The sequence below is a fragment of the Streptomyces sp. NPDC002476 genome, assembly GCF_042889785.1.
Taxonomy (GTDB): domain Bacteria; phylum Actinomycetota; class Actinomycetes; order Streptomycetales; family Streptomycetaceae; genus Streptomyces.
The window spans coordinates 30,084-56,736 of the sequence record NZ_JBIARH010000003.1; the positions used below are offsets into that span (position 1 = coordinate 30,084).

26 protein-coding genes are annotated in these 26,653 nt (G+C 71.0%); 12 read left to right on the plus strand and 14 right to left on the minus strand.

The window, feature by feature from the left end; all coding sequences use genetic code 11:
• Window positions 1–4: 4 nt before the first annotated feature.
• Window positions 5–856 (minus strand): helix-turn-helix domain-containing protein, encoded by an 852-nt coding sequence (locus ACFYXM_RS04025; RefSeq protein ID WP_389286634.1) that lies wholly within the window; start codon window positions 854–856, stop codon window positions 5–7.
• Between the two features lie 290 nt (window positions 857–1,146).
• Here ACFYXM_RS04025 and ACFYXM_RS04030 point away from each other — a divergent pair, with 290 nt between their 5' ends.
• The 3 genes from ACFYXM_RS04030 to ACFYXM_RS04040 all read left to right on the plus strand — a co-directional run bounded on the left by ACFYXM_RS04030 (window position 1,147) and on the right by ACFYXM_RS04040 (window position 3,419).
• Entirely contained in the window at window positions 1,147–1,722 is a 576-nt protein-coding gene (locus ACFYXM_RS04030; RefSeq protein WP_389286636.1) for an ATP-binding protein, read from the plus strand.
• A 294-nt stretch (window positions 1,723–2,016) separates the two neighbouring features.
• Window positions 2,017–2,313 carry a sulfurtransferase TusA family protein gene (locus ACFYXM_RS04035; protein WP_389287163.1) on the plus strand — a complete coding sequence of 99 codons (297 nt, stop codon included), beginning with the start codon at window positions 2,017–2,019 and terminating at the stop codon, window positions 2,311–2,313.
• 239 nt (window positions 2,314–2,552) lie between these two features.
• Window positions 2,553–3,419, plus strand: coding sequence for an LLM class F420-dependent oxidoreductase (locus ACFYXM_RS04040; RefSeq protein ID WP_389286638.1), 867 nt, complete (start codon window positions 2,553–2,555; stop codon window positions 3,417–3,419).
• Window positions 3,420–3,565: 146 nt separating this feature from the next.
• Here ACFYXM_RS04040 and ACFYXM_RS04045 read toward each other — a convergent pair whose 3' ends face one another.
• Window positions 3,566–4,069 carry a DinB family protein gene (locus tag ACFYXM_RS04045; protein ID WP_362020324.1) on the minus strand — a complete coding sequence of 168 codons (504 nt, stop codon included), beginning with the start codon at window positions 4,067–4,069 and terminating at the stop codon, window positions 3,566–3,568.
• Between the two features lie 224 nt (window positions 4,070–4,293).
• Here ACFYXM_RS04045 and ACFYXM_RS04050 point away from each other — a divergent pair, with 224 nt between their 5' ends.
• On the plus strand, window positions 4,294–4,887 hold the full coding sequence (locus ACFYXM_RS04050; protein ID WP_389286640.1) for a hypothetical protein: 594 nt from the start codon (window positions 4,294–4,296) through the stop codon (window positions 4,885–4,887).
• A 233-nt stretch (window positions 4,888–5,120) separates the two neighbouring features.
• On the opposite strand, the gene ACFYXM_RS04055 is transcribed toward ACFYXM_RS04050, so the two are convergent.
• The 4 genes from ACFYXM_RS04055 to ACFYXM_RS04070 all read right to left on the minus strand — a co-directional run bounded on the left by ACFYXM_RS04055 (window position 5,121) and on the right by ACFYXM_RS04070 (window position 9,422).
• Window positions 5,121–5,570, minus strand: coding sequence for a DUF3592 domain-containing protein (locus tag ACFYXM_RS04055; protein WP_389286642.1), 450 nt, complete (start codon window positions 5,568–5,570; stop codon window positions 5,121–5,123).
• A 150-nt stretch (window positions 5,571–5,720) separates the two neighbouring features.
• Window positions 5,721–6,305 carry a hypothetical protein gene (locus ACFYXM_RS04060; protein WP_389286643.1) on the minus strand — a complete coding sequence of 195 codons (585 nt, stop codon included), beginning with the start codon at window positions 6,303–6,305 and terminating at the stop codon, window positions 5,721–5,723.
• 212 nt (window positions 6,306–6,517) lie between these two features.
• Window positions 6,518–8,518, minus strand: coding sequence for a hypothetical protein (locus ACFYXM_RS04065; protein WP_389286644.1), 2,001 nt, complete (start codon window positions 8,516–8,518; stop codon window positions 6,518–6,520).
• A 481-nt stretch (window positions 8,519–8,999) separates the two neighbouring features.
• Window positions 9,000–9,422: a DUF192 domain-containing protein gene (locus ACFYXM_RS04070; RefSeq protein ID WP_389286646.1), complete on the minus strand. Its 423-nt coding sequence runs from the start codon at window positions 9,420–9,422 to the stop codon at window positions 9,000–9,002.
• A 103-nt stretch (window positions 9,423–9,525) separates the two neighbouring features.
• On the opposite strand from ACFYXM_RS04070, the gene ACFYXM_RS04075 reads away from it, so the two are divergent.
• The 3 genes from ACFYXM_RS04075 (at window position 9,526) to ACFYXM_RS04085 (ending at window position 11,861) form a co-directional block, all read left to right on the plus strand.
• Entirely contained in the window at window positions 9,526–10,419 is an 894-nt protein-coding gene (locus ACFYXM_RS04075; protein ID WP_389286648.1) for a prepilin peptidase, read from the plus strand.
• 56 nt (window positions 10,420–10,475) lie between these two features.
• Window positions 10,476–11,336: a class I SAM-dependent methyltransferase gene (locus ACFYXM_RS04080; RefSeq protein WP_389286650.1), complete on the plus strand. Its 861-nt coding sequence runs from the start codon at window positions 10,476–10,478 to the stop codon at window positions 11,334–11,336.
• A 66-nt stretch (window positions 11,337–11,402) separates the two neighbouring features.
• The gene (locus ACFYXM_RS04085) at window positions 11,403–11,861 is read left to right on the plus strand and encodes a hypothetical protein (protein WP_389286652.1); all 459 of its coding nucleotides are present in this window, start codon (window positions 11,403–11,405) and stop codon (window positions 11,859–11,861) included.
• Between the two features lie 670 nt (window positions 11,862–12,531).
• Here ACFYXM_RS04085 and mgrA read toward each other — a convergent pair.
• Complete coding sequence (gene mgrA, locus ACFYXM_RS04090) at window positions 12,532–13,572, minus strand: L-glyceraldehyde 3-phosphate reductase (RefSeq protein WP_389286654.1); 1,041 nt, start codon at window positions 13,570–13,572, stop codon at window positions 12,532–12,534.
• 201 nt (window positions 13,573–13,773) lie between these two features.
• Here mgrA and ACFYXM_RS04095 point away from each other — a divergent pair, with 201 nt between their 5' ends.
• From ACFYXM_RS04095 to ACFYXM_RS04110, 4 genes are all read left to right on the plus strand, one after another.
• The gene (locus ACFYXM_RS04095) at window positions 13,774–14,535 is read left to right on the plus strand and encodes an isoprenyl transferase (protein ID WP_389287165.1); all 762 of its coding nucleotides are present in this window, start codon (window positions 13,774–13,776) and stop codon (window positions 14,533–14,535) included.
• A 479-nt stretch (window positions 14,536–15,014) separates the two neighbouring features.
• Window positions 15,015–16,337, plus strand: a complete 1,323-nt coding sequence (locus ACFYXM_RS04100; protein ID WP_389286655.1) for a PhoH family protein — start codon at window positions 15,015–15,017, stop codon at window positions 16,335–16,337.
• A gap of 390 nt (window positions 16,338–16,727) precedes the next feature.
• Window positions 16,728–17,435 carry a lytic transglycosylase domain-containing protein gene (locus ACFYXM_RS04105; RefSeq protein ID WP_389286657.1) on the plus strand — a complete coding sequence of 236 codons (708 nt, stop codon included), beginning with the start codon at window positions 16,728–16,730 and terminating at the stop codon, window positions 17,433–17,435.
• 152 nt (window positions 17,436–17,587) lie between these two features.
• Complete coding sequence (locus ACFYXM_RS04110; protein WP_389286659.1) at window positions 17,588–19,015, plus strand: AI-2E family transporter; 1,428 nt, start codon at window positions 17,588–17,590, stop codon at window positions 19,013–19,015.
• A gap of 155 nt (window positions 19,016–19,170) precedes the next feature.
• Here ACFYXM_RS04110 and ACFYXM_RS04115 read toward each other — a convergent pair whose 3' ends face one another.
• Both ACFYXM_RS04115 and ACFYXM_RS04120 read right to left on the minus strand, forming a co-directional pair.
• The gene (locus tag ACFYXM_RS04115; protein WP_389286661.1) at window positions 19,171–19,704 is read right to left on the minus strand and encodes an alkyl hydroperoxide reductase; all 534 of its coding nucleotides are present in this window, start codon (window positions 19,702–19,704) and stop codon (window positions 19,171–19,173) included.
• Window positions 19,705–19,716: 12 nt separating this feature from the next.
• Window positions 19,717–20,271 (minus strand): peroxiredoxin, encoded by a 555-nt coding sequence (locus tag ACFYXM_RS04120; protein ID WP_389286663.1) that lies wholly within the window; start codon window positions 20,269–20,271, stop codon window positions 19,717–19,719.
• A gap of 131 nt (window positions 20,272–20,402) precedes the next feature.
• Between ACFYXM_RS04120 and ACFYXM_RS04125 the strand changes: the two genes are divergently transcribed.
• Entirely contained in the window at window positions 20,403–21,371 is a 969-nt protein-coding gene (locus ACFYXM_RS04125; RefSeq protein ID WP_389286665.1) for a hydrogen peroxide-inducible genes activator, read from the plus strand.
• 117 nt (window positions 21,372–21,488) lie between these two features.
• Here ACFYXM_RS04125 and ACFYXM_RS04130 read toward each other — a convergent pair whose 3' ends face one another.
• The 5 genes from ACFYXM_RS04130 to ACFYXM_RS04150 all read right to left on the minus strand — a co-directional run bounded on the left by ACFYXM_RS04130 (window position 21,489) and on the right by ACFYXM_RS04150 (window position 26,534).
• Entirely contained in the window at window positions 21,489–23,888 is a 2,400-nt protein-coding gene (locus ACFYXM_RS04130; RefSeq protein WP_389286666.1) for an FtsX-like permease family protein, read from the minus strand.
• Window positions 23,885–24,571: an ABC transporter ATP-binding protein gene (locus tag ACFYXM_RS04135; RefSeq protein WP_389286668.1), complete on the minus strand. Its 687-nt coding sequence runs from the start codon at window positions 24,569–24,571 to the stop codon at window positions 23,885–23,887. Before ACFYXM_RS04135 ends, ACFYXM_RS04130 begins: the two co-directional genes overlap by 4 nt.
• The gene (locus ACFYXM_RS04140) at window positions 24,568–25,092 is read right to left on the minus strand and encodes a PadR family transcriptional regulator (RefSeq protein WP_389286670.1); all 525 of its coding nucleotides are present in this window, start codon (window positions 25,090–25,092) and stop codon (window positions 24,568–24,570) included. The genes ACFYXM_RS04135 and ACFYXM_RS04140 overlap by 4 nt, the downstream gene beginning before the upstream one ends.
• Window positions 25,093–25,227: 135 nt before the next feature.
• Entirely contained in the window at window positions 25,228–25,392 is a 165-nt protein-coding gene (locus ACFYXM_RS04145; RefSeq protein ID WP_389286672.1) for a hypothetical protein, read from the minus strand.
• Between the two features lie 170 nt (window positions 25,393–25,562).
• Window positions 25,563–26,534: an SPFH domain-containing protein gene (locus ACFYXM_RS04150; protein WP_389286674.1), complete on the minus strand. Its 972-nt coding sequence runs from the start codon at window positions 26,532–26,534 to the stop codon at window positions 25,563–25,565.
• Between the last annotated feature and the right edge of the window lie 119 nt (window positions 26,535–26,653).

The following is a 26,653-nucleotide window of genomic DNA, read 5'->3' on the forward strand; positions in this document are numbered from 1 at the left end:
TCCCCTAGATGTGACGAGCGATAGCGTGAATGAAATCCCGGGACTCGGCGGAGGGGAGTGAGGCATCCTCCATCCAGTCCAGGTGCGCACGATATTTGGCCAGCTGTGCAGGCGCGTGCATGAAATCAGGGCCGTGAGCCGAGTCGAGCTGGACTGTGTCGAGGTGGGGTACGGCGCCGTGCGCGTAGAGGAGGGCGTGCCCGGCTCCGGGGAACGCGCCTCGGTCCACCGGAATCACACGTACGTCGACATGCTCGCGTTCAGACATGTGGCAGAGATGGAGCAGCTGCTCACGCGTGACGTCCCGGCCGCCGAACTGCATGTGCAAGGCGGCTTCGTGGACGTATCCCACGTAGGGGACTGGTGATTCACGGTCGAGTACCTGTTGCCTCTCCATCCGGTGCGTCACCCGCAACTCGATCTCCAGGCACGACAGTTCGGGTAGCACCGCACCGAATACGGCGCGGGCGTATCCGTCGGTGTGGAGCAGGCCCGGGAGGTGCACGGTCTGCGCTGTGCGGATGCGAGCCGCGTGCCATTCGAGCTCGGCGATATCCAGCAGACCTGACGGAAGCGTGCCCCTGTACTGCTCCCACCATCCACGTTCGCGCTGCTCGGCCATCTCTACAAGCGCTTCGACGTATTCGGCGTCCGGGCAGGCGTAGTTGCAGGCCAACGTGCGGACGCGCGCGGGGGTGATCGGGCGGACGCCGACCTCCATGTTGGAGATTTTCGTTCGGTCGATTCCCAGCAATCCGGCCGCGTAAACAGTGGTCGCCTCGGCTGCGATGCGCATCTTGCGGAGTTCGGCGCCAAGTCGCTTCTGGCGCTCCGTAGGAGTGGAACTGCTCGGCATGTGCCCTCTCTTCCACGGACTGTGGGCACAGTCTGCCGTCGCGCAAGGCGCCTCGTCCAACAGTCAGGAGGCAATTGCCTCTGATTCGATGACACGAGTGCCACTCCTGGGCTACGTTGGGTGACGCACCGCTCACGCAGTGATGAGTCGGAAGTGCATCGCGCGGTTCTGCCCGCAGCCTCCTGCCCTGGGAGGGGCAGGTCCGTGCCAGGGAGACAGGCCACTGCTCGTCCGCAGTGCGAGAGCCACTCGTGCGCGCCCACGCCCAAGAGGGAAGCCATCAACTCGCCATGCAGATCGAGGAGTTCGCCATGCGTACGTATCCGCTCACCCGTCTGTGCCCGGTTGCCGCCGAGTCGGGAATGCCGGGCCCGAGTCCGTATCCGCCTCCGTTTCCGCAGTCCGGTGGTCGTTCGGACGCGCGGCAGTCCCCGGGGCCGTATCTGCACTCCCAGGGGCGCTCCCGCCGGGCGCTCGCGATGGGTTTCACGCTTCCCGGTGACGTCCGCAGCGCTTTCATCAGCCGTACGGCGGTCGGCGCCGGTTTGGCGGGGCACGGGCTCGGCCCGTACGTCTGGCCGACCGTGCATGTGGTGTCCGAGCTGGTCGCGGTGGCGGTCAGGATGAGTCCGGACAAGGAGGTCTACGTATCCGTCCGCCACCGCGACGACGCGCTGCGCATCGTCGTGTGGGACCAACATCCGCGCCACGCCGACCCGGACATGGCCGCGCTCTGCGAGGCGCGTCGCAGGCGGGCGCTCTGGCTGATGGAGGCCGTCGTGGACGACTGGGGTGGTGAGCGGGGCGCCTGTGACGCCCCCTCGCCGCATCGTGGCACCAAGTCATGGGTGGTGCTGCCGCGTTGACCAGGAAGGAGCGCGTGAGTACGTGCTCCGCGAGGGGACACGGCAGAGAGCCCCGTGGCCCCTCAAGCGGCTTCGATCAGCCGGAAGTGGACTTCGAAGCGCCGACCGCACCGGAGGGGCGAGGGCCGGTGGGGGGCCGGAGCGGCGCGGATGTGGGCGTTCTAGGGTGGTCGGTGGAGGCCACGGCACCGGCCGGGGAGCGAGAGGAGGGCGCGGAGCGTGAGCGGCGACGGGCAGGAGCTGGGCGAGGCCCGGCGCGAGCACTGGCGGCGGACCTACGTCTCGCATCCGGGCATGTACGGGCAGGGGCCCTCGCTGCCCGCGGGTCTCACCGTCGACGGCACCGGACTGCTCTGCGTCACGCTCCTGCTCCGTCTGAGGAAGGCGATCGACGGTGCGGAGGCGGGCACCGTCGTGCATGTGATCGCCACCGACCCGGCCGCCCCGCTCGACCTGCCCGCCTGGTGCCACATGACCGGCCACGAGTACCTCGGCCCCGTTCCCGGCGAGCAGCCGGTGTACGCCGTGCGGCTGTCCGCGGACGCCCGCCCCACCCGGCCCGACCGGCCGTGGCACCGGGCCAGGGACTGACCCGTACGCGCTGTGGGCCCGGGTTCTCCGAGCACGGGTTCTCCGAGCACAGTCATTCGGACCGGCAGGCGCCTGCCGCCCCGCCGACGCCCCTGACCCGTTTGCTTCGGCCGGGCGGCAGAAGGCGCGCGGCCTCGCATAGCGTGGCCATCGGGCACCCGGAGCAGTCGGCCGGTGTGCGGGTGGCCCGCGGTCCGGCTTCCGCCCCGGCCGCCCTCCCCGACCCGCGGAGGCCGCACATGAAGCTCGGCTTGCACTACTGGAACTACTCGACCCCGGCCGACCCCGCCCTCATCGCGCCGACCCTCGCGGAGTCCGTACGCGTCGCCGAACAGGCGGACATCGCCTCGTTCACCGTGATGGACCACTACTTCCAGATGGAGACCGGGCAGACCGTCGCCGACGATCCGATGCTGGAGGGGTACACCACCCTCGGCTACGCGGCGGCGCTCAGCGAACGGATGACGCTCGGCCTCATGGTCACGGGCGTGATGTACCGGCACCCCGGCCTGCTGGCCAAGATCGTCACCACGCTCGACGTACTGTCCGGCGGCCGGGCCAGGCTCGGCATCGGGGCCTCCTGGTACGAGCGGGAGCAGTACGGGCTCGGCGTGCCGGTCGTCCCGGTCGCCGAAAGGTTCGAACGGCTGGAGGAGACGATCCTCATCTGCCTGCAGATGTGGAGCGACGACAATGGCCCGTTCCGGGGCCGTCACTACCAGCTCGCCGAGACCCTGTGTGTACCCGAACCGATCGGCGAACGCCCGCCGATCATGATCGGCGGCGGAGGCGAGCGGAAGACGCTGCGCCTGGTCGCCCGGTACGCGGACGCCTGCAACCTGTTCGCCACCGGCCCGGAGGAGGTTGCCCACAAGCTCGGCGTGCTGCGCGCGCACTGCGCGGCGGAGGACCGCGACTACGACGCCATCGAGAAGACCGTGATGTACAACGGGCCGGTACTGGAGAGGCCGGACAGGTTCCTCGCCGACGCGGAGGCGTACGCGCGTCTGGGCGTCGGGGAGATCCAGGTCCTCCCGGACCGCCATCCGGTCAGCTTCACCCACCAGATCGCCGAGCACATCGCGCCCCGGGCGGCGCTGATCTGACAGGGGCGACCCGGGCCGGGACCCATGCGTCCGGGGCAGGCCCGAGGGGCCGGACGGACAGGCAGGGTTTTACGTGTCCGGGCCGGGGCCCCATGCGTGCCGGGCAGGGCCCCGTCCCGGTCCCGGGCAGGGCCCCGGCCCGTTGCTCAGACGCCGGTGGTGCCGTCGACGATCTCCCGGATCAGGTCGAGATGGCCGTTGTGCCGGGCTGTCTCCTCGATCAGATGCAGAACGATCCAGCGCAGGTCGGGATGTCTGCCGTCCGCGCGCGGACGCTTGGCGGGCGTGTCCAGGTCGTGGGACGCGACCAGTTCGCGGTAGCGGGCCGTCCGTGCCTCGTACGCCGACAGCACGTCCGCGAGCGGCATGTCCACCGCGATGCGCATCTCGCGGTCGGGGTCCTCCTCCGTCCAGGGCCCCTCGTCCTCACCGCCGAGGAACGCCACCTCGAACCAGTAGTACTCGACCCAGCTGAGGTGGTTGATCAGCCCGGCGATGGTCATCAGGGGAGAGCCGGGGAGTGGGGCCCGGCGGGCGTCCTCCGGCGAGATCCCCTCGCATTTGGCGCGCGCGGTGTCGCGTGCGTAGTCGAGGAAGGTGGCCAGCTGGGTGCGCTCGTCCCAAGCGGGAGGCGAATCGGTGCGTGTCATCGGCGTACACGATCTGGCATCCGGGAGCCTCTGTCCACCGCATTCTCCCAATGGGGCCCGTGGCTGGGTCCGTGGGCCCACGCCCGGGCGGGCGTGGCTCATTACGCTCGTACCGACCAACAGTGAGCCCCCTGGATGGCGCCGCCACGAGCGCCCGTCCGGTGTGCCACACGCACCTTGATCTGCACGCTCCACCTGATTCCGTTTCATGGGGTGATGTGTCGATGAGTGATGGTTTCTTCTACTCGTACCACCTTGGCTGGAGCCGCCCCGACGCCGAGTCGCTTCTCGGTGACCTCGACGCGGCGGGACTCCGGCTCAACCACCCCGTCACCAGGCGGGTCACGCTGGTCGGGCCGGGGCCCGACCCGTGGGGCACCCTGTCGTGGGTGACCCGGGAACAACTCGTTCTGCTGGCCGGTCTGCAACGGATCGACAGCGTCGACTTCCTGCTCTGGACGGACGGCGGGACCGACGTTCCGGCACGGATCAGGAAGACGGGCGACGGCGTCGTCGCGCTCGAATTCGGCCTCGGGCAGCTGACGCGGGACGAGCAGGAACTCGCCGCGCGGGCCATCCGGGAGGCGATAGGGCGGGCATCGGTCCTCTGCATCGGGTTCGTCGTCGACCGAGAGGGCGCCTCCGCCGCGACCGACTGGAACAGGGTCGTCGTCAACGGGACGACGTTCTTCGACAGCTGGCCCGACACGCTCGCCGTGCGGCACGAGATCGCCGCGCTGCAGCCGCAGTTGTCCGGGGTGGCGTCGTTCGACCAGTCGCCGTGGATGCTGTTCGGGAGCGAGGTCCCCAGCCGATAGGCGGCGGGGCGGTCCACGCGGCCGAAGGGTCCGGCCGACGCCGGCCTGTTCGACTCGCCTGCCGCCTGCCGCCTGCCGCCTGCCGCCTGCCGCCTGCCGCCTGCCGCCGGTCGTCCGCGCACGCCGATGGACCCGTGACCGTGGACGGGCCCGTCGAATCCGTGGCCGCAGACCGCCACCGACCCGCGACCGCAGACCGCCACCGACCCGCGTCCCCGCGGGCCGCTACGCCCTCAGAGCCAGCCCCGCATCGCCGCGAAGCCCGCCAGCAGCCCCGCCGCGAACACCCCCAGCATGAGCGCGAACAGCGCGGGCATCACCACCGGGCCCCATGCCCCCGGCCCGGCCACCGTGGCGTGCTTCGCCGGGTCGGCCGGGTCGTAGCTGACCCGGACGGGCGCCCCGACCTCGAAGCCGAACGGCCCCGGGGCGTGGTCGGTGAACTCGATCTCGCGGCCGTCGCGGGTCCGGAACGCGAAGACGTACTCGACGGCGTAGCCGCGGTCCGAGCCCGGGCCCCGGTCGACCGTACGGCGGTCCGCGCACCGCCCCTCGACGCGCTCACCGTGCCGGATCAGCCGCAGCACCCGGCGCAGCCGCAGCGCGGACCGGACGGCGAACGCGCCGAGGAGCAGGCCGAACAGAAGCAGGAAGGTGGCCGTGCCCCCGGGCAGGATCTGCATGAACGAGTGCCCCTGATCCGTCGACTCGACCGGGTGCGCCTGATCCGTCGACTCGACTCCGTGAGTGCGCTGCTGCTGAGTGCGCTGCTGTTGAGCGCGCCGTTACGCGGCCGGACTGCTCCACGGACGCCGCCGCGTGTCCGCCCGACGCTACTTGACCGTGATCGACTCGACGAACGCGTCGAGGTCCTGCCGGCTCAGCGAGCCCTTGACCGCGTTGATCCGCACGGCGAACGGCACGTGCTTCGAATCGACACCCGCGATCACGACGCCCGTCATCGGCGTGCCCTGCGCCGGGGTCCGGTCCTTGCCGCTCGACGTGAACTCGTAGTCGATCCTTCGGGCGTCCCGGGCGCTCTCCGCCCCCGTGAGCCGCACGTCCGAGGTCTCCTTGCGGGTCGCCCCGAGGCCGATGCCCGCACCCGCGGCGGCCGCCGCCTCAGCAGCGTCGTCCACGCCCGTGGCGAAGTCGAGCTGCACGGAGACCATGCCGGTGCGCAGCCCGCCCTCCTCCTTGAGCGCCACGGCGGCGTTCGCCTTCGCGCGCTCGGCGGCGGGCTGCTCCTTGTACCCCTTCTTCTCGGGGTACCCGACGGACAGGCTCTTCGTATCCAGTGTGCCCCAGCCCTCCGGGACGGAAGCGGCCTCGTCGCCGCAGCCCGTGAGCAGGGTGAGACCGATGGCGGCGGCGGTGACCGCGCCGATTGCCCGGGACATCTTCATCGTCGTCGTCATCGTCCATCGCCTCTTCGTCGTGCGTGATTTCCGTGCGCCGTCCGTCGAACGGGCGGCCGTACCCGTGGCCGGTGCCCTTACCGGCCGCCGGCGCCTCTCGTGGCACCCGCGCCCTTCCCGGCACTACAGCTACAGGTACGGCCGCCTCTTTGGCCACCCGTGCCGGCGACCCGCGCCGGCACGGCCGTGCTCCCTCGTCCAGCGGTTCCGCGCTACTTCGCGCAGTAGCTGTACGGGAGGTAGGAGCGCTTGTCGCCGTTCGGGGCCCCGAGGAACTCCGCGTCCGTCAGGGTCTCCTTCTTGTGCTCGTCCGACATCGAGAACCCGAGGCTCATGCCGAGCGACACCTCGAAGCCGAACTCCTGGGCATCCGACTGACCGTGGTACTTCATCGTGCTCGACAGGCCGTCCTGGAACATCAGCTGCTTGAACGGGTCGGTTCCGGCCGGCTTCTGCTGCATGGAGTGGTCGCCGAACAAGTACTCGAACGGGGCGGTGTTGTTGCCGGAGCCGTCCAGCCACTGCTCCGCGATGGCCCGCTTGTCCTCGGTGGCCTGGTCGGTGTCCTTGCCGAAGATGATCGAGTTCGTCGTCACCTCGATGCCGGTGTCGCCGGAGGAGTCGCCGCCGCTGACCTTGCCGCCGCGCTTGTCGCCGTCCTTCTTGCCGTTGTCGCCGCTGATGTCGCCCTTGTTGGCCGTCGAACCGCCCTCATGGGTCTGGGTCATGTCGATGCGGACGATCTTGCCGGTCTTCTGGTCGCGGGTGACGGTGATCGCCCCGGTCCGGCTGTCCTTCGCGGAGGCGGCGCCGCCGTACGGGCCGACCGTGCCGCTGACCTTGCCCTCCAGTTCGAGCTTGGCGGTGTACGTGTACGACTCGTTGCCGTTGACGTCGTCCTTGGTGATGGTCACCTCGGGGGAGAACTTGGCCTTGCCGCCGAGCTTGGCGCCCAGCCTGGTCTCGTCGCCCGAGCTGATGGAGAGACCGCCGTCGGCGTACGCGTTGAGGCCGATCGTCGAGTACGAGATCTTCTTGTCGCCGATCTTCTTCTCGACGTCCTTCTTCTTGTCGGCCCACTTCATGCCGGAGTACCAGCCACCGCCGTAGCCACCGCTGTACTTGGTGGAGGTCTCCCACATCTTCATCTCTTCGATGTCGTCGCGCATCTTCTGGGCCTCTTCCTCGCTCTTGAAGACCCAGGTGTCACCGTTGGTGATCTTGATGCCGCCGCCGACGTCCACGTCCGCCTTGCCCAGCTTGCCGAGCTTGGCGCCGGGCGTGCTGGCGGTGGCTCCGGCGGACATGGCGTCCGTGAACGTCATGTAGACCAGCTTGTCGTTGTCGTCGACCTTGCCGTCGCCGTTCACGTCCGTGTTGGCCTGGCTGACCTTCTGCTGGAAGCCGTACTCGTTGCCCCACTCGAACCAGCCGATCTTGACCTTGCCGCCGACCGTGTCGGAGATGCTGGAGACCTGGCACATCCTGGGCTCGTAGTCGGCGTCCGTCTTCGGCTTCGCGGTGGTGTCGCCGCCGCCGCCCGAGGAGCAGCTGCCACCGCCGCCGCCCATCGAGCTGATCACGCAGAGGATGCGCTCGCCGATCTGTCCGCCGATGCCCGCCACGGCCATCGCGCCGATCATCGTGACGACGAGGACGATCACCCCGAGGTACTCCATCGCGGTGGCCCCGCTGTCCCGCCAGGAGTACGGGTAGGAGGTGGGCGACTCCTGGTCCTCGCGGTCCTCCAGCAGCCGGTGCACGGCCAGTCCCGCGGCGGAGCCGGTCGCCAGTGTGACGACCGGCATCAACGTGCCCTCGAAGTCCACGAGATGCCAGGAGACGGCGAGTCCGTAGACGACCGCGGCCACCGGGACACCCAGCGCGGCGAGCAGCGTCAGCACCCGGGATTCGCGCCGCTCGTACGGGAGCACACGGACTGAGGCGAGGACCGTGAGCACCGTGGTGATGACGTTCGGCACGTGCAGCAGGCCGAGGCGCCAGCCGAACGAGGCGAGCCGCTCCTCGGTGGCGAGCAGTTCGACGAGCCCGCGCGAGACCAGGTATCCGGCGGCGATGTAGACCAGGGCGCCGGCGGCCCAGCTGCGGGTCAGGGCGAAGAAGACGCCGCTGCCCGCACCGGAGGCACCACCTCCGCCCCCCGGTGGTATGTGGCCCGCGCTACCGCTTCCCCAGCCCCCGCCACCCGTCACGGTTCTTCCTCTCCGACGCCCACATGCCTTGCCCGTACCCGCGGTTGTGCATGCGGGTGTGGACGTGAGCGTACGGACGTACGAACCGGGTGACCTGGGCCCTTGGCCCCAAACTCGGGCCCAACGGCCGATGCCCCGCACCGCCCGCGAGGGATACGGGTCAGAGCGGGGCAGCGGCGCGGGGAGGGCCGGGGCGGGAAGTGCGGGACGGGTGGCGGAGGTCGGTCCAGGTCGTTCGCGAACGTTCCCGCCCGCTCCGCCACTTCCGGCTTGTGTACGCGGCCACCGCGCCCGGTACGTACCCACCGCCCTTCGTGCGCGGCTAGGGCGTGTTGCGAAAGTCCCGTCCGGCCCGCGACGCCTGGCACGGCGCCTCGCCACGTTGTCGGGATCGTCCACGTACGCTCCGTACGAGGGCGACCCTCCGCCTTGCGATGCACCGCACCGGACGCCGCGGGCCCCGCCCTTCGGGCCGACGACGCTACTTTCGAAACACGCCCTGGCGCGACCGGTCCGTCTCCTCCTGGACGATGCTCACCCGCGTCCCCGGCCGCAGCCCCCACGACTCCATCGCCCCCGCCTCCGACTCGATCACGTGCCGGGCCCGCAGCCGGGGCAGCCCGAGCCGGCCCGGCTTCATCGTGCGGACGGCTATCACGTTGAACTTCCGGTCCACGTACGCCACATCGATGGTGAACCGCATCCCGAAGGTGTGCACGCTCCCGCACGGGGTGATCAGCAGGGCGCCGTCGATCCCGTCCTGTCCGAGCAGCCCCCGGCTCCTGGTCCGGTACGTGGCCGCGACCCGCAGCGGTATCGCTGGTGTCTCCGGTGCTCTCGGCCCCTGCCCTTCCCGTGCGTCGGTGACCGTCAACGTGCCGTTGCCATTGCGCCATTGAGCCATGGCCACGACGGTAGCGTCCGGTGACGGCCGCTGGGTCCGGAACGGTACGAGGTGGGCCCCAGGGCCCATGACCCGTGTCCGGCGCCCGCCTAGGGTCGGCAACGTGTACGCCATGCTGACAGCGCTCGCCGCACTCTGGGGAGCGGCGTCGGGGCTGCTGGTCCCGCGCGCCGCCTACCGGTTCTCCGTCGAACCGGAGGAGACCTGGCGCGACACCTGCCCTGCGGGCCATGCCCTGACCGGGGCTTTCGGCGGCTGGCTCGGCTCCGCGCGGTGTGCCGCCTGCGCGGGGGCGGTGCCGGTGACGACCGCCACGGCCGCCGGGTCCGGAGCCGCGGGCGGCGGTACGGGCGAGCCGGCCGACGCTGCGGAGGGCACGGCCGCCGGGCCGAAGGACGCGGATCCGGACCCGGGCGACGTGCCGAAGGACGCGGACGCCGTGCGGCCCGGGGGCCGTTACGCGGCCGGTGTGCTCGTGCCCCTGGTCACCGCCCTCGCCTGTGCCGTCCTCGCGGCGGCCGTCGGCCCCCGCCCCGAGCTCGCCGTGTGGCTGCTGCTGGCCCCCGTCGGCGTGCTCCTCGCGGCCATCGACCGCCGGGTCCACCGGCTCCCCGACCAGCTGACCCTGCCCGCCGCCGGAGCGGTCACCGCGCTGCTCGGCGTCGCCGCGCTGCTTCCGGCGCACGCCGGGAACTGGGTGTCCGGCCTTCTCGGCGGGGCGGCTCTCGGCGGCTTCTACTTCCTGCTCTTCCTGATCAACCCGAACGGAATGGGCTTCGGGGACGTCAAGCTCGCCCTGTCCCTGGGCGTGGCCCTCGGCTGGTACGGCTGGACGGTCCTGTTCGTCGGCGGCTTCGCGGGCTTCCTGCTCGGCGCGTTGTACGGGTTCGGGCTGATGGTCCTGAAGCGGGCCGGGCGCAAGACGGGTATCCCGTTCGGCCCCTTCATGATCACGGGCGCGCTGATCGGCGTCCTCCTCGGCGGCCTGGCCGCCTGACCCTGCCCGCCGAATCGCGGTCGCGCCCGCCGTGCCCCGGCTGGCACGATCCCTGTATGTCCGGGACACCCGCAGAAACACCACGACCAGAGCCAGGACCGGGAGCCGAAGCGACAGGAGCGACGGCAGAGGCGACGGGGGCGCGAGCGGCGTCGGAACGCGCACGCTTCGACGCCCTCGTCGACGAGGCGGCCACCGCCCCCGTCGACGGCTGGGACTTCTCCTGGCTCGACGGCCGGGCCACCGAACAGCGCCCCTCCTGGGGTTACGCCCGCGCCATGGCCGACCGGATGGGCCGCGCCGGGGCGGCGCTCGACATCCAGACCGGCGGGGGCGAGGTCCTCGCCTCCGTACCGAGGTTGCCGCCCCTCGTCGTGGCCACCGAGGCGTGGTCGCCGAACGTCGCCCGCGCCACCGCCCTGCTGCACCCGCTCGGCGTGGCCGTGGTCGCCGACCCGGACGAGCCGCCGCTGCCGTTCGGGGACGGCGCCTTCGACCTGGTGGTCAGCCGACATCCGGTGACCACCTGGTGGCCGGAGATCGCACGGGTGCTCGCGCCCGGGGGCACGTACTTCTCGCAGCAGGTCGGCCCGGCCAGCGTCTTCGAACTGGTCGAGTACTTCCTCGGCCCGCAGCCGCCCGAGGTGCGCGGCGCCCGCGACCCGGAACAGGCCCGGGCCGAGGCCGAGGCGGCCGGGCTCGACGTCGTCGATCTGCGGATGGAGAAGCTGCGTACCGAGTTCTTCGACATCGGCGCCGTCGTCTACTTCCTGCGGAAGGTGATCTGGATGGTGCCGGGCTTCACCGTCGAGGAGTACCGCCCGCGACTCGCCGAACTGCACCACCGGATCGAGACCGAGGGTCCGTTCGTCGCCCACACCACCCGGTACCTGATCGAGGCACGCAAACCCGGGTAGGCCGCGGTCTCTGCTCACGGACAGGGGTGCGACCCTGTACGGAGAGTACGTGGGAGGGAACTGGCCATGAGGACGGGCGACGAACAGGGAGCGCCGCGGGTACCGCGGCAGGGCAGGGCGGACTGGCTCAGGGGAGCGCGCATCGTCGGGGTGTACGGCGTCCGCTACCGGCCGGAGGGTCTGATGGGGGAGCCCGAGGCCGTCGAGTTCCTGCTGGCCGACGGGCAATCGGTGCTGCTGACCTGCGCCTCCGACTGGACCCTGCGGGTCGGTCCCGGTTCGTGGCCGCGGCTGCCCAGCTGGTGCGTGCCGTCCGGGCAGTGGGAGTTCGCCGCCGTGCCGAACTTGCCGCGGCCCCCCGAAGGCGGCTGGACCGTCACCCGTACCGAGGAACGCAGGGACGAGCGGGGCGAGGTGTGCGAGGCCGTCATCCGGTGCGAGGACGGGCGTTTCGTCGTCATCGGCGGCGAGACCCTGGCGGTCCGTTTCAGCCGCGACCACCGCGGCGCACCGGCCACCGCCTGAGAGCGTGTCGGGTGACCTTCGATCGGAAAGTGGACGCGGCATGGTGCGTGCGATTCCAAGGCGCCGGGATGTCTTCGTAGTGGAGCTACGAGGGCATTCCGGCAACGCCGGAGGGGGTCCCCCTGGCCCTTAAGGCCTTGGGGGAGTGCGTGCCAGGGCGTGGCCGCCTGGTCAGAGGTCACCCGACAGGCTCTGAACCCTCCCGGCCCCGTGACGCGCCGCTCCGCGGCCGGGAGCGCATCGGAGTCCTGCGAGTTCGCAGAGTAATTGCGGAGTGGCGTGGCACGCAGCACCACTTACGAAGGGTTATGGTGGAAACCCCCCCTCGGGCCGGTCCGTAACCCCCCCCACGGACCGGCCCGTTTTTTGCGCCGGATCCGGGCTCGGTGTCCAGGCGCCGTATCCGCGCCGAGCCCTGTGCCACGGCCCTCCGCGCCGCTCCCGTCCGGCGGGAAGACAGCCCGCCTGCCCCGGGGAAGGACGCCCGCCCATCCGGCCGGGCCACCCTCCCGGACGGGGCCGTCAACGCGGATCGTCAAGGCCGCACCCCGAAGGCAATCCGCCTCCGTCCCGGGTTCGGCCCCGCCCCCGTCCCCGGCTCCGCCCCGGCCCCACGCAGGACCGGGACCGGGAGACGCCCGGTCTCCGCACCCGTCCCCGGCCCCGTCCGTCAGCCGCGTCCGGCCCAGATGTTGGTGCCCTCGGTGTCCACGGCGAAGGCGTCGATCTCCCGCAGCTCCTCGGCGGACAGCGGCGGACCGGCGAGCGCCGCGACGTTCTCCTCCAGCTGCCGCACGTTCGACGCACCGATCAGCGCCGAGGTCATGCGGCCGTCCCGCAGCACCCAGGTCAGCGCCAGCTGGGCCAGCGACTGGCCGCGCCGGGCCGCGATGTCGTTCAGCCCGTTCAGCCGGCGGACCACCTCCTCGGAGAGCAGCCCGGGATCCAGCGACTTGCCCTGGGTCGCGCGCGAGCCTTCCGGGATGCCCGCCAGGTACTTGTTCGTGAGCAGGCCCTGGGCCAGCGGCACGAAGGAGATGCAGCCCATACCGGCCGCCTCCAGGGTGTCGAGCAGCCCGTCGTTCTCGATCCAGCGGTTGATCATCGAGTAGGACGGCTGGTGGATCAGGGCCGGTACGCCCATCTCCCTCAGCAGCCGGGCGGCCTCGGCGGTCTGCTCCGCGTCGTAGGAGGAGACACCCACGTACAGGGCCTTGCCCTGCTGGACCGCGGAGGCCAGCGCCCCCATCGTCTCCTCCAGCGGAGTGTCCGGGTCGAAGCGGTGCGAGTAGAAGATGTCGACGTAGTCGAGCCCCGTCCGTCGCAGCGAGGCGTCCAGCGACGACAGCAGGTACTTGCGGGAGCCCCACTCCCCGTACGGGCCGGGGTGCATCTCGTAACCGGCCTTGGTGGAGACGAGCAGCTCGTCCCGGTACGGGGCGAAGTCCTGCCGGAAGATCTTGCCGAAATTGAGCTCGGCGGAGCCCGGCGGAGGCCCGTAGTTGTTCGCCAGGTCGAAGTGGGTCACGCCGAGATCGAAGGCGCGGCGCAGGATCGCCCGCTGGGAGTCGAGCGTGCGGTCGTCGCCGAAGTTGTGCCAGAGGCCGAGGGAGACGGCGGGGAGCTTGAGCCCGCTGCGTCCGGTGCGGCGGTATTCCATGGAGTCGTAGCGCGAACCGGCAGCGCGGTAGAAGAGAGGAGAATCAGTCACGTATCCCTCCTTATCACGGACTTGTGACAGGCCGGGTTGGGCCCGTCTGCCGCCCGCGCAGTAATGTTGCGGTCCCGGGGACAGCGAGGGCACGCGCGGAGCGATGGACTTTGCGGGGCGGTGCGGCGATCCCCAGAGAGGCGACCCCGAACCCCGGTCGATGGGGCGGGCGGGCCCGGATGGAACCGAGAGGTGAACTCAGTGAACTTGCGCGACCTGGTGTACAGGCTCTATGCGCGCCGGGTGGAGGCCCGCCTCGACCACACCCAGGTGCCCAAGCACATCGGCGTCATCCTCGACGGCAACCGGCGCTGGGCGAAGGCGTCCGGCGGCACGGCCGCGCAGGGGCACCAGGCCGGGGCCGACAAGATCCAGGAGCTGCTCGGCTGGTGCAGCGAGACCGATGTGGAGGTCGTCACTCTCTGGCTGCTGTCCACGGACAACTTCGACCGGCCCGAGTCCGAGCTGACCCCGCTTCTTCGCATCATCGAGAACACCGTGCGCGACCTCGCGGCGGACGGCCGCTGGCGCGTCCACCACGTCGGCACGCTCGACCTGCTGCCCGCGCACACCCAGACCGTCCTCAAGGAGGCCGAACAGGCCACCCTCGGCGTCGACGGAATACTGGTCAACGTCGCCGTCGGCTACGGCGGGCGCCAGGAGATCGCGGACGCGGTCCGCTCGCTGCTGCTGGAGCACTCGGCCAGGGGCACGTCCTTCGAGGACCTCGCGGAGATCGTCTCCACCGACCTGATCTCCGAGCACCTCTACACCCGGGGCCAGCCCGACCCCGACCTGGTCATCCGCACCAGCGGCGAGCAGCGGCTGTCCGGCTTCATGCTCTGGCAGAGCGCCCACTCCGAGTACTACTTCTGCGAGGTCTTCTGGCCGGCCTTCCGCCGCGTCGACTTCCTGCGCGCCCTGCGCGACTACGCGGCCCGCCACCGCCGCTTCGGCGGCTGACACCGCACGGCGCGGGGCACCGCCGCGCCCGGAGCACCGCCTGCGGGGAACGGAACCCCGCGGAGACACAACCGCGGGGGACATCACCCGCGGGGGACGGCACTCGCGGAGACAGCACCTGCCAGGACGTCATATGCCCCGGACAGCGGCACCGCACAACCGGGCCGTCACATGCCCGGGACACCTCACCCGGCCCCCCCCCCGCGCCCACGGCGCGGCATGGCTTCGCGTGTTCGAGGGAATACCTCTGGCAGGTCGACGTCCGGTCGCAGGCAAGGCGGACGTCGTGTCCAAGTGAGCGGCATGGAGTCCGCTCGCCCGGGAGGCCCTTTGCACACGAAGGACCGTACACAGTGCGTCCGACGCGGAGGGCCGGCGCTCGGCCCGTGCATCGGGGCCGCAGCCCGGTCCGTCCTCTCCCATAGGGATGTTCCGCGACGCCGTCCACCCCAACCTCGTCCGAGGGGGTACGTCCTTCCGTGGTGACCAGCACAAAGCGCCGCATGTCCGACAGGCGCACCTACGTTCTCGACACCAGCGTCCTGCTGGCCGATCCCAACGCCATGGCCCGGTTCGACGAGCACGAGGTCGTGCTCCCGATCGTGGTGGTCACGGAACTGGAGGCCAAGAGGCACCACCCGGAGCTGGGGTACTTCGCCCGGCAGGCCCTGCGCCGGCTGGACGACCTGCGGACCCGGTACGGCCGCCTGGACGACCCCATCCCGCTGGGGGACCTGGGCGGGACGCTGCGCGTCGAGCTCAACCACTCCGACCCCGGCGTACTGCCCGCCGGTTACCGGTTGGGCGACAACGACTCACGGATCCTCGCGGTCGCGCGCAACCTCCAGGCCGAGGGATACGACGTCACGGTCGTGTCGAAGGACCTGCCGCTGCGCATCAAGGCGTCCTCGGTCGGGCTCCTCGCCGAGGAGTACCGCGCCGAGCTGGCCATCACCGACTCCGGCTGGACGGGCATGTCGGACCTGCCCCTGGCCGCCGAACAGGTGGACCTGCTCTACGGGGAGGAGACGCTTTACGTCCCCGAGGCGGCGGACCTGCCGGTGCACACCGGGCTGGTCCTCCAGTCCGAGCGCGGCAAGGCCCTCGGCCGGGTCACCGCCGACGGGAACGTCCGCCTGGTGCGCGGCGACCGCGAGGTCTTCGGCATCCACGGCCGCAGCGCCGAGCAGCGCATCGCGCTCGACCTCCTCCTCGACCAGGACGTCGGCATCGTGTCGCTGGGCGGCCGGGCCGGCACCGGCAAGTCGGCGCTGGCCCTCTGCGCCGGTCTCGAAGCCGTGCTGGAACGCAGGCAGCACCAGAAGGTGATGGTCTTTCGCCCGCTGTACGCGGTCGGCGGGCAGGAACTGGGCTATCTCCCCGGCACCGAGGCCGAGAAGATGAGTCCCTGGGCGCAGGCCGTCTTCGACACCCTGTCCGCGGTCGCCGGGCGCGAGGTGATCGAGGAGGTGCTGGGGCGGGGGATGCTGGAGATCCTGCCGCTCACCCACATCCGGGGCCGCTCGCTGCACGACTCCTTCGTGATCGTCGACGAGGCGCAGTCGCTCGAACGGAACGTCCTTCTGACCGTGTTGTCGCGGATCGGGACGAATTCCCGCGTGGTCCTCACGCACGACGTGGCCCAGCGGGACAACCTGAGGGTCGGCCGGTACGACGGAGTCGTCGCCGTGGTCGAGAAGCTGAAGGGGCATCCGCTCTTCGCGCATGTCACGCTCACCCGTTCCGAGCGTTCCCCGATCGCCGCACTGGTGACCGAAATGCTGGAGGAAGGCCAGATCTGATACGGGATACCACAGTTGATGCCGCCCGGCGAGCGCAGCAGCTTAGCCGGGCGGCATCGTGCTGCGGTGGCATTTCCGTAAATCACTTGCTCCAAACGAGGTGTGAGCTTTCACACGCAACGGAGAATTGCTTCCTGGCGTGACGTTCCGGCAGAGTCTTGCTTCCGTCAGGCCCCGCATACGGCACACCCGCACCTCCAGAGGTGCCGCGCACCACACAACTCAACAACCGTCCGCCGTATGCCGCCCGCGAGTACCACGCGGCGCTCCCCCTCCGGGGGCGCCCACCGGGCCCGTGCCTCCCGTGACCCAAGCAGTAGGGAGGCCAGTGCCAGGGGCACGATTGCGCCCGCGAGGTCACCTAAGCGGGCGATGCTGGAAGGAAACCGTGTGAGCCGGATCTCGGTCCGGGGGTTCGCAGTGGCATCGGCCACCGCGGTCACCACCGTCGGCGCCGTCGTAGGCGTTGCCTCGGGCAGCACTCCCGCTGCCGACGACAACAACTTCGAGGCGACCGCAGCCGACACCACGCTGCTCGCGGACATCCCCGCCGGCCAGCAGGCCCAGGTGCAGACCGCCTCGCTCACGCAGCAGGCCGACGCCCAGGCGTCCGCGGCCGACGCGGCGGCGAAGAAGTCCGCAGAGGAAGCGGCCCGTATCCAGGCCGCCAAGGACGCCAAGACGAAGAAGCAGGCGGCCGAGGCGAAGCTGGAGCAGGAACGCCAGGCGAAGAAGGCGAAGGAAGCCGAGCGCGCCAGCCGTTCCGAGATGCGCAGCACGGCCACGTTCGCCCAGCAGAGCTCGTACACCGTGGCCCAGGTCCAGGCGATCGCGCGGCAGATCGTGCCCGCCGACCAGTTCCAGTGCTTCAGCAACATCGTGAACCACGAGTCCACCTGGAACTACCGGGCGAGCAACCCGTCCTCCGGTGCCTACGGTCTCGTGCAGGCGCTGCCCGGCTCGAAGATGTCCTCCGCCGGTGCCGACTGGCAGACCAACCCGGCCACCCAGATCAAGTGGGGCCTCAGCTACATGGACGGCCGCTACGGCAGCCCCTGCGGCGCCTGGTCGTTCTGGCAGGCCAACCACTGGTACTGAGTCCCCGGTACCGAGGTCTGAACCTTCCGAAGCCCCTCACCGTCCTACGGTGAGGGGCTTCGCGCGTGTACGGTCAGGTCCGGACGGACGGCCGGGCGGGCGCGGGAGCGCGGCGCGCGGCGGGGAGAGGGAGCGGGGGAAGAGAAACGATCATGTCGAGACTTCCGGGGTGGCTCGGCCGCCTGGGCACCGAACTGACCGCGCTGGGCGAGCGATTGGAACAGCGTACGGCCGGGATCGAGGGGGGCGAGGGTGCCATGGCTGACGAGGCTGCGCCGGTCGGGCCGCCGATGACGAGCGCGCCCGTACCGGACGACGTGGTCCGGCGCGAACCCGCCGACCATGTGCCGCCCCCGCCCGCGTACGCCCCGTCGGTCGCCGCCCGGCCCGATCCGGTCGCGGCGATCCCCTGGAGCATGCGGGTCGCGGCCGAGGCGGGCTGGCGGCTGCTCGTCCTGGCGGGCACGCTCTGGGTGCTGGCGCAGGTGATCAGCACCGTGCAACTGGTGGTACTGGCGTTCGTCGCCGCGCTGCTCGTCACCGCGATGCTCCAGCCCACCGTCGCCTGGCTGAAGCGGCGCGGGCTGCCGCGCGGTCTCGCCACCGCGGTCACCGCGGTCCTGGGCTTCGTCGTCATCGGCCTGGTCGGCTGGTTCGTGGTCTGGCAGGTGATGGACAACATCGACACCCTCTCCGACCAGGTGCGGGCGGGGATCGAGGAACTGAAGCACTGGCTGCTCGACAGTCCGTTCCACGTCACCGAGCAGCAGATCAACGATGTCGCGAAGAACCTCAGCGACACCATCGGCACCAATACCGAGGAGATCACCTCCGCGGGGCTGCAGGGCGTCACCGTGGTGGTGGAGTTCCTGACCGGGGCGCTGCTGGCGATGTTCTCGACGCTCTTCCTGCTGTACGACGGGAAGCGCATCTGGCAGTGGATGCTCAAGCTGGTGCCCGCCCAGGCCCGTCCGGGCTTCGCGGGGGCCGGGCCGCGGGCCTGGCGGACACTGACCGCCTACGTGCGGGGCACGGTGCTGGTGGCGCTGATCGATGCGATCTTCATCGGGCTGGGGATCTGGTTCCTCGACGTGCCGATGGCGGTGCCGATCGCCGTGTTCATCTTCCTCTTCGCCTTCATCCCGCTGGTCGGCGCGGTGGTCTCCGGGGCGCTCGCGGTGGTCGTGGCGCTGGTCACCGAGGGCGTGTTCACGGCGCTGATGGTGCTGGCCGTGGTGCTCGCGGTGCAACAGATCGAGGGCCACGTACTGCAGCCGTTCATCCTGGGGCGCGCGGTGCGCGTGCATCCGCTCGCCGTCGTCCTGTCCGTCGCGGCGGGCGGCATGGTCGCGGGCATCGGGGGAGCGGTCGTCGCGGTGCCGCTGGTCGCGGTCACCAACACGGTGGTCGGCTATCTGCGCGCCTACGGACAGGAGGAGGCCCTGCGGCACTCCCCGCCGCCGCGCGGGGCGACCGCGCTGGACATCGCTCCCACACCCGCGCCGGGCTCACCGCCCGAGGGCCAGGACGGCGACGCCGGGAACGGCGGTGGCGGGAAGCACGGCGCCGACGGGCCGTGACCGGCGGCGACCGGTGCCGGGGAACCCCTTGCGGGAAACGCGAGGCGGAAAGCGGGAAGCGAGGCAGCAGGAGGAGCGGCGCGGGACACACGGAGGAGCCCCGGGGACGGTCGGTCGTCCTCGGGGCTCTTCCCGTGCCAGGGGCGGTGCCGGTCCTACTCGGCGAGCACGGCCTCGGCATCGAGGGTCACGCCGACCGCCTGGATCACCGCAGCGATCTTGAAGGCCTCCTGGATCGTCTCACGGTCCACGCCGGCCTTGCGCAGCACCTGCTCGTGGGAGTCCAGGCACTGGCCGCAGCCGTTGATCGCGGAGACGGCGAGCGACCACAGTTCGAAGTCGGTCTTCTCCACACCGGGGTTGCCGATGACGTTCATCCGCAGACCCGCGCGCAGCGTCCCGTACTCGGGGTCCGACAGCAGGTGTCGGGTCCGGTAGAAGACGTTGTTCATCGCCATGACGGCGGCGGCCGACTTCGCGGCGGAGTACGCCTCCGCGGAGAGGTTGGCCTTCGCCTCCGGCTCCAGTTCGCGCAGCACCCTCGGCGAGCGCGAGGCGATCGCGCAGGCGAGGACGGTGCCCCACAGCTGCTGCTGCGGGAGACCGCTGTTCCCGATGACCGAACCGAGGTTCAGCTTCAGGTCCTTGGCGAAGTCCGGGACGGCGGCCTTCAGTTCGTCGAGTGCCATGGTGCTGTCAGCTCACTCGCCCGCGAGGAGCGCGACCGGGTCGAGGGTGTCGTCGCCCTTGGACCAGTTGCACGGGCACAGCTCGTCGGTCTGCAGGGCGTCGAGGACCCGCAGGACCTCCTTGGGGTTACGGCCCACGGAACCGGCGGTCACCATCGTGAACTGGATCTCGTTGTTCTGGTCGACGATGAAGACGGCGCGCTGGGCGAAGCCGTCCTCGCCCTCGATGCCGAGCGCGCGCATGAGCTCGTGCTTCGAGTCGGCCAGCATCGGGAAGGGCAGGTCGGTCAGGTCCGGGTGGTCCTTGCGCCAGGCGTGGTGCACGAACTCGGAGTCACCGGAGAAGCCGAGGACCTGGGCGTCACGGTCGGCGAACTCGTCGTTCAGCTTGCCGAAGGCGGCGATCTCGGTGGGGCACACGAAGGTGAAGTCCTTCGGCCACGCGAAGACGATCTTCCACTTGCCCTCGTAGGTCTTGTGGTCGATCTGCTCGAACTCCTTGCCCTTCTCCAGCGAGACACAGGCGGTCAGGTCGAACTCGGGGAACTTGTCACCGACAGTGAGCACGCGCTCTCCTTGCAGCGTGGAACTCCCGGGTCGGGGGAGTTCCTGAGGGTTGGACGATCACCACCTTGGCACAGAGTGCATTGATAGCGGAAATAGCTACAATCGGTCGTGATGATCGGAGGTGCCTATCAGTGGCGCGAGGTAATCATGGCGGCCAGGGGCACCGGACGAAGCAGCCCAGCCTGTCACAGCTGCGGGCCTTCACGGCCGTCGCGGAGCATCTGCACTTCAGGGACGCCGCGGCGGCCATCGGGATGAGCCAGCCGGCGCTCTCCGGGGCCGTGTCGGCGCTGGAGGACACGCTGGGCGTGCAGCTCATCGAGCGTACGACGCGCAAGGTACTGCTCTCGTCGGCGGGGGAGCGGCTCGCGGTCCGGGCGCGGGCGGTGCTGGAAGCGGTCGGCGAGCTGATGGAGGAGGCCGAGGCGGTCAGGGCCCCCTTCACCGGAGTGCTCAGGCTCGGCGTGATCCCCACCGTCGCCCCGTATCTGCTGCCGACCGTGCTGCGCCTGGTCCACGACCGCTATCCCGAACTCGACCTCCAGGTGCACGAGGAACAGACCTCCTCGCTGCTGGAGGGGCTGGCCTCCGGACGGCTGGACCTGCTGCTGCTCGCCGTGCCGCTCGGGGTGCCGGGGGTGAGCGAACTCCCGCTCTTCGACGAGGACTTCGTGCTGGTCATGGAGCGGGACCACTGGCTGGGCGGACGCGCCGACATTCCGCGCGAGGCGCTGCGCGAGCTGCCGCTGCTGCTGCTCGACGAGGGGCACTGCCTGCGTGACCAGGCGCTCGACATATGCCGGGAGGCGGGGCGCGCGGAGGGCGCGGCGGTCACCACGTCCGCGGCCGGGCTCTCCACGCTGGTGCAGCTGGTGGCCGGCGGCCTCGGGGTGACGCTGCTGCCGCGTACCGCGGTGACGGTCGAGACCAGCCGCAACGACGCGCTGGCCACCGGGTACTTCGCGGAGCCCGCGCCCTCGCGCCGGGTGGCGCTGGGGATGCGGACGGGCGCGGCGCGGCGCGAGGAGTTCGAGGAGTTCGCGGTCGCGCTGCGCGAGGCGATGGGGACGCTTCCGGTGCGGGTGACGGCGGGGGAGTAGCGCCGGAACGGGGACCGGAACGAAGAGGACGACGAGGCAGCGGAGCGTGAGCAGAACGAAAGGGGTGCGGTTCCCGAGGACTCCGGGAACCGCACCCCTGATCAGCCGGAACGACCGTCACTCCGTACGCAGGCCGTCCGGGCGCATCATGCGCCACAGCGGCGGCAGCGACAGCAGGGTGACGAGCAGGATCATCGCCGCGCCCGCCCCGGCCATCGGCAGGAACAGCCACCAGTCGGTCACGGTCTTGTCGATCATGCGGATCATCACGGCCCCCAGGCCGACACCGCCGACGACCGCGACCACCAGGCCGACGAGCACCGGGACGGCGGTCTGCCAGAGCACCGACCAGCCCAGCGTCGACCGCCGCGTGCCGAAGGCGACCAGCACCGACAGCAGGCGCTTGCGCTCCCGCAGCTGCTCCAGCTGCGAGACCAGCATCGCGGCGGCGATCAGTGCCAGCGTCGCCGTCCCGCCGACCTGAAGGCCCCGCTGCACGGTGGCGTACTGCTCGTCATGGACCGTCGAGGTCAGGGCGACGACCCGCATGGCGGGATCGAGCCGGGCCGCCGTGTTCCGCACGTACTCCGAGACGTCCTTCACGCCCCGGTCCACCTGGATCTGCGCGTTGGTCTGGGCGTGCGGCAGGGTGCCCGGGTCGATCGCGCCGGGCGTGGCCACGATGCCCGTGTGCTCCTGGCCCATCGGGTCGAGGCGGGCGGCGACGGTCGGGGCGTCGGCGGGCAGGGTCCACAGCAACGACTTCTCGCCGGGCTGCCGGCCCGCCAGGGAGTTGAGCTCGACCGGCTTGCCCTTGCGCGCCGTCTGGTCCACCCAGTCGGCCGACTCCTTGTCCTCGGGGTGGACGACGAAGACGTCGCCGTCCGCGCAGGAGCGGAGCCGGGCGATCTCGCGCAGGGTCGGGCAGTCGCCGATGATCAGCGAGGTGGTGGGCTGGGCGTCGCCCTCCTTGTACGTGCCGGGCTTCATCGCGTACGCCTCGACCATCCCGATGACGCCGGTGACGCCCTTGGTGGCCCGGAACTGCTCGATGGTCCGGGCGGCCGTGTCACCGGTGGCGACGTCGGAGAACATGTAGAACTGGGCGCGTTGCGTGTCCTGCCCGGTGAGCCGGTTGAACTCGTCGCCCACCGCCACGAACAGCATCTGCAGGGCCACCGCCCCCGCCACCGCGACCGTGATGCCGCTGACCGCGCGGGAGGCCGGGCCGCTGTTGAGCTGGAGCCGCCGGGTGGCGAGCTGCCAGGACACCGGACCGCCGCGCAGCCGGTTCACGCACGCCTCGATCAGCCAGGGCAGCAGCAGGGCGAGCCCGATCAGCACCAGCACGGCGCCGCCCGCGACCGGATACGGGTTCACGTCGCCGTGCGTTTCCACCTTGCCGGTCAGCACCAGCACCGCCAGACCCGCGACCGGGATCAGCAGCCGCCACCAGAGCCGGCGTCCGCGACCGCGGCCGCTCCGCATGACGCCGAGGGGCTCGACCGCCACCGACCGCATGGCGAGCAGCGTGACGAGCACCGCCGCCACCGGCACCGCGACCACGACCAGCGCCGCGAGCAACGGGGCCGGGACCAGGTCCGCCGGGAAGGCGCTGACGCCCCACACCGTGACCGTGCCCGTGAAGTACCGCCCCACCAGGAAGAACGCCACACCGGCCAGCAGGCCGAGCACCGCCCCGAAGAGCGCCTCGCCGGCCGCGATCCGGCGGGTCGTCCGGATGTCCGCGCCGACCAGGCGCAGCGCGGCGAGCCTGCGGTCGCGCCGGTCGCCGCCGAACCGCACCGAGGTCGCGATGAAGGTCGCCACCGGCATCAGCAGGACGACGCAGATCAGGATGACGAGGATGACGAGGATCGGCGGCATCGGCTTGCCCGGTTCCGGGTCGCCGTAACCGGCGATCCGGTAGCCGCCGTTGTCGATGGTCAGGGTGGAGCTGCCCGCGTAGAAGAGCAGCTCGCCGGGGGAGACCAGGCCCGGGTCGGCGACCGTGCCGGTGATCCGGTACGGCAGCCGGTCCCTGAGCAGATCGCCCTCCGGGGAGCCCAGCAGCTCCTTCAGTGCGGGGGAGACCACCATGTCGCCCGCTCCGGGGAAACGCTCCACGCCCGGCGGGAGGGCGGGGCGGGCGCCGTCCGGGCGCATCACGAAGCCCTCGACGTCGCGGCCGCGGTACTCCGTCGCCGCGCCGGCCCGGACCACCGTGGTGTCCGACTTCTTCACCGCGTCGTCCGGCGAGTCGGACACCTTGCTCTCGGAGCGCGCCTGGCTGCGCGCGGCGCGCTCCTCGATCAGGTGCGGCGCGGAGGCGGCCGCGAGCAGCAGCGCCACGCCGAGGCCGACGCCGACGGCGGTCAGCAGGGTGCGGATCCAGCCCTCGCGGCCGCCCGCGGCGGCGAACCGGACGCCCAGGGCGAGGTCGCGGGCCCAGGAGGCGGAGCCGTTGGGGCGGGGCGGGGCCCCGACAGGGGTCTTCTCGTGGACGGGTGCGGTCATGCCGGGTGCTCCAGGTCGCGGACCCGGCCGTCGCGGACGGTGATGTCGCGATCGGAGTACGCGGCGACCCGGGCCTCGTGGGTCACCAGCACCACGGCGACGTTGTCGGACCGGGCCGCCTCGGTCAGCAGCTCCATGACCCGCTCGCCGTTGAGGGAGTCCAGCGCGCCGGTCGGCTCGTCCGCGAAGATCACCTTCGGCGAGGCTGCCAGCGCGCGGGCGACCGCGACCCGCTGGCCCTGGCCGCCGGAGACCTCACCGGGGCGCTGGCCGGCGACGCCCTCGACCTCCAGGCGCTCCAGCCAGTGCCGGGCGGTGCCTTCGGCGGTCTTGCGCGGGACGCCGTTCAGCCGGAGCGGCAGGGCGACGTTCTCCACGCAGGTCAGCTCCGGGACGAGCTGGCCGAACTGGAAGACGAAGCCGAAGTCGGAACGGCGCAGGGCGCTGCGCTCGGCGTCGGACATCGCGGAGAGCTCGCGGCCCGCGTAGGTGATCGTGCCCCGGTCGGGGGTGACGATTCCGGCGAGGCAGTGCAGCAGGGTCGACTTGCCGGAGCCGGACGGGCCGAGCACGGCGACGATCTCGCCGGGGTGGATGGAGAAGGAGGCGCCGTCGAGCGCCGGGGTGGAGCCGTAGGACTTGTACAGGCCGTCGGCGCCGAGCAGCGAACCATCGGGGATCACGCGGTCACCTCCGCGGCCAGCCGGTCCAGCCGGGCGGCGGTGACTTCGAGCCAGTGCAGATCGGCTTCGAGGTGGAAGAGCGCGTGGTCGCAGATCAGCTGGTCCGCGAGGTCGCCACCGCGCTTGCGCTCGGTGAGGGCGCGCATGAGGCGCAGGTGCTCGCTCCGCTGGGTGTCCAGCACGGCCTCGGCGCTGCGGCCGGTGAGCAGGGCCAGGACGACCTTGGTGTAGAGCGTCGACTGGAGGTACGGCTCGGGCTTCTCCGGCTCGGCGAGCCAGGTGGTGACGTCGGTGATCCCGGCCTCGGTGATGGCGTAGCGCTTGCGCTCGGGACCGCTGCCGCTCTCGACGCCGTCGACCTCGACGAGGCCGTGCTTCAGCAGCCGGGACATGGTCGAGTAGACCTGCCCGTAGTGCAGGGGGCGGTCGTGGCCGAACCTCTCGTCGAACGCGCGCTTGAGGTCGTAGCCATGGCGGGGGCCGGACTCCAGGAGTCCCAGCAGGGTGTGGCCGATAGACATGCGGAGCACTGTACACGGTGTGTATACATCGGGTTTATACGTGGGTGGAGGCGAGCGCGAGGGGAACGGCCGACGGCGGGGCCCGGAGCGGATTCCGTCCGCTTCCGGGCCCCGCCGTCAAGGGGGTGCGATGCCCTACTCCCGCTCCGGGGGCTTGGGCGGGCGTCCCCGGCGCGGGATCGGGCGGGCCGTGCCCGGCAGGCGGCCCGCCTCCGCCAGCGCCTTGCGCAACAGGAACTCGATCTGGGCGTTCGCGCTGCGCAGTTCGTCGGAGGCCCAGCGGGCCAGCGCGTCGTGCACCGCGGGGTCCAGCCGCAGCAGCGTCTGCTTGCGCCGCGGTGGTGTCCGGCGTGCCGGGGAGCCGGAGGTCCCGGACGGGTTCGAAGACCGCTCCGGAGGCCCGGGGGAGCCGGCCGGTCCCGGGGGGCCGGGCGGCTTTGAGGGCTCCGGAGGTCCGGGGGGCTCTTCCGTCACTGGTAGAGGGTGCCCGTGTTGAGGACCGGCTGTGCGGCCCGGTCGCCGCACAGCACCACCATCAGATTGCTGACCATGGCCGCCTTCCGCTCCGAGTCCAGCTCGACGATGTCCTGTTCGGCGATGCGGGTCAGCGCCATCTCGACCATGCCGACGGCTCCCTCCACGATCTGCTGCCGGGCCGCGACGACCGCGCCCGCCTGCTGGCGCTGGAGCATCGCGGAGGCGATCTCGGGTGCGTACGCGAGATGACTGAAGCGCGACTCGATGATCCGCACGCCGGCCGCCCGCACCCGGGCGGTGAGCTCCGCGGCCAGCTTCTCGGTGATCTCCTCGGCGTTGCCCCGCAGCGAGAGGCCGTCCTCCTCGTGCGCGTCGTACGGGTACTCGATCGCGATGTGCCGCACGGCCGCCTCGGTCTGGGTGGCGACGAACTCCAGGAAGTCGTCGACCTCGAACAGCGCCTGCGCGGTGTCCTCGACCTTCCAGACGACGATCGCGGCGAGCTCGATCGGATTGCCGTAGGCGTCGTTGACCTTCAGGACCGCGGTCTCGTGGTTGCGCACCCGGGTGGAGATCTTCTGGCTGCTGGTGAGCGGGTTGATCCAGCGCAGTCCGTCGGTGCGGATCGTGCCGACGTACCGGCCGAACAGCTGGATGACCCTCGCCTCGCCCGGTGCGACCATCTTCACACCCGTCATGCAGAAGAACGAGGCGATGGCGAGCAGGAGCCCGAGGACGATGATCACGGCCCCCGCGGCGTCGCTCCCGTTCGAGCCGACGACGACGCCGACGATCACGAGGGCGATACCGGCGAACACCCCCAGTACGGTCAGCAGCAGGCCGAGTCCGCCGGGAATGCTGTGCGCCGTCACCTCCCTCACCTGCGGATCGGGCAGCTGCGGAGCGTCCGGCGCGAGGTCGGTGGCCGGCGCGGACACCGTGTGTCCGGTGCTTTGGTCGGTCATGGGGTCCCCCCGTGTGTCAGGCATTCAACGTGTAATCAATGTGATAACACATTTTCTGCTTTCGCAACCCTGGGCGCCTCTCGTGAGTCGGTTCCCTAGAGAGCGCGTGCTGATTGTCA

Coding starts and splice junctions, on each gene's coding strand:
- ACFYXM_RS04025 (WP_389286634.1), bottom strand. CDS start 856: ATGCCGAGCAGTTCCACTCCTACGGAGCGCCAGAAGCGACTTGGCGCC.
- ACFYXM_RS04030 (WP_389286636.1), top strand. CDS start 1,147: ATGCAGATCGAGGAGTTCGCCATGCGTACGTATCCGCTCACCCGTCTG.
- ACFYXM_RS04035 (WP_389287163.1), top strand. CDS start 2,017: ATGTACGGGCAGGGGCCCTCGCTGCCCGCGGGTCTCACCGTCGACGGC.
- ACFYXM_RS04040 (WP_389286638.1), top strand. CDS start 2,553: ATGAAGCTCGGCTTGCACTACTGGAACTACTCGACCCCGGCCGACCCC.
- ACFYXM_RS04045 (WP_362020324.1), bottom strand. CDS start 4,069: ATGACACGCACCGATTCGCCTCCCGCTTGGGACGAGCGCACCCAGCTG.
- ACFYXM_RS04050 (WP_389286640.1), top strand. CDS start 4,294: ATGAGTGATGGTTTCTTCTACTCGTACCACCTTGGCTGGAGCCGCCCC.
- ACFYXM_RS04055 (WP_389286642.1), bottom strand. CDS start 5,570: ATGCAGATCCTGCCCGGGGGCACGGCCACCTTCCTGCTTCTGTTCGGC.
- ACFYXM_RS04060 (WP_389286643.1), bottom strand. CDS start 6,305: ATGACGACGACGATGAAGATGTCCCGGGCAATCGGCGCGGTCACCGCC.
- ACFYXM_RS04070 (WP_389286646.1), bottom strand. CDS start 9,422: ATGGCTCAATGGCGCAATGGCAACGGCACGTTGACGGTCACCGACGCA.
- ACFYXM_RS04080 (WP_389286650.1), top strand. CDS start 10,476: ATGTCCGGGACACCCGCAGAAACACCACGACCAGAGCCAGGACCGGGA.
- ACFYXM_RS04085 (WP_389286652.1), top strand. CDS start 11,403: ATGAGGACGGGCGACGAACAGGGAGCGCCGCGGGTACCGCGGCAGGGC.
- ACFYXM_RS04110 (WP_389286659.1), top strand. CDS start 17,588: ATGTCGAGACTTCCGGGGTGGCTCGGCCGCCTGGGCACCGAACTGACC.
- ACFYXM_RS04115 (WP_389286661.1), bottom strand. CDS start 19,704: ATGGCACTCGACGAACTGAAGGCCGCCGTCCCGGACTTCGCCAAGGAC.
- ACFYXM_RS04130 (WP_389286666.1), bottom strand. CDS start 23,888: ATGACCGCACCCGTCCACGAGAAGACCCCTGTCGGGGCCCCGCCCCGC.
- ACFYXM_RS04140 (WP_389286670.1), bottom strand. CDS start 25,092: ATGTCTATCGGCCACACCCTGCTGGGACTCCTGGAGTCCGGCCCCCGC.
- ACFYXM_RS04150 (WP_389286674.1), bottom strand. CDS start 26,534: ATGACCGACCAAAGCACCGGACACACGGTGTCCGCGCCGGCCACCGAC.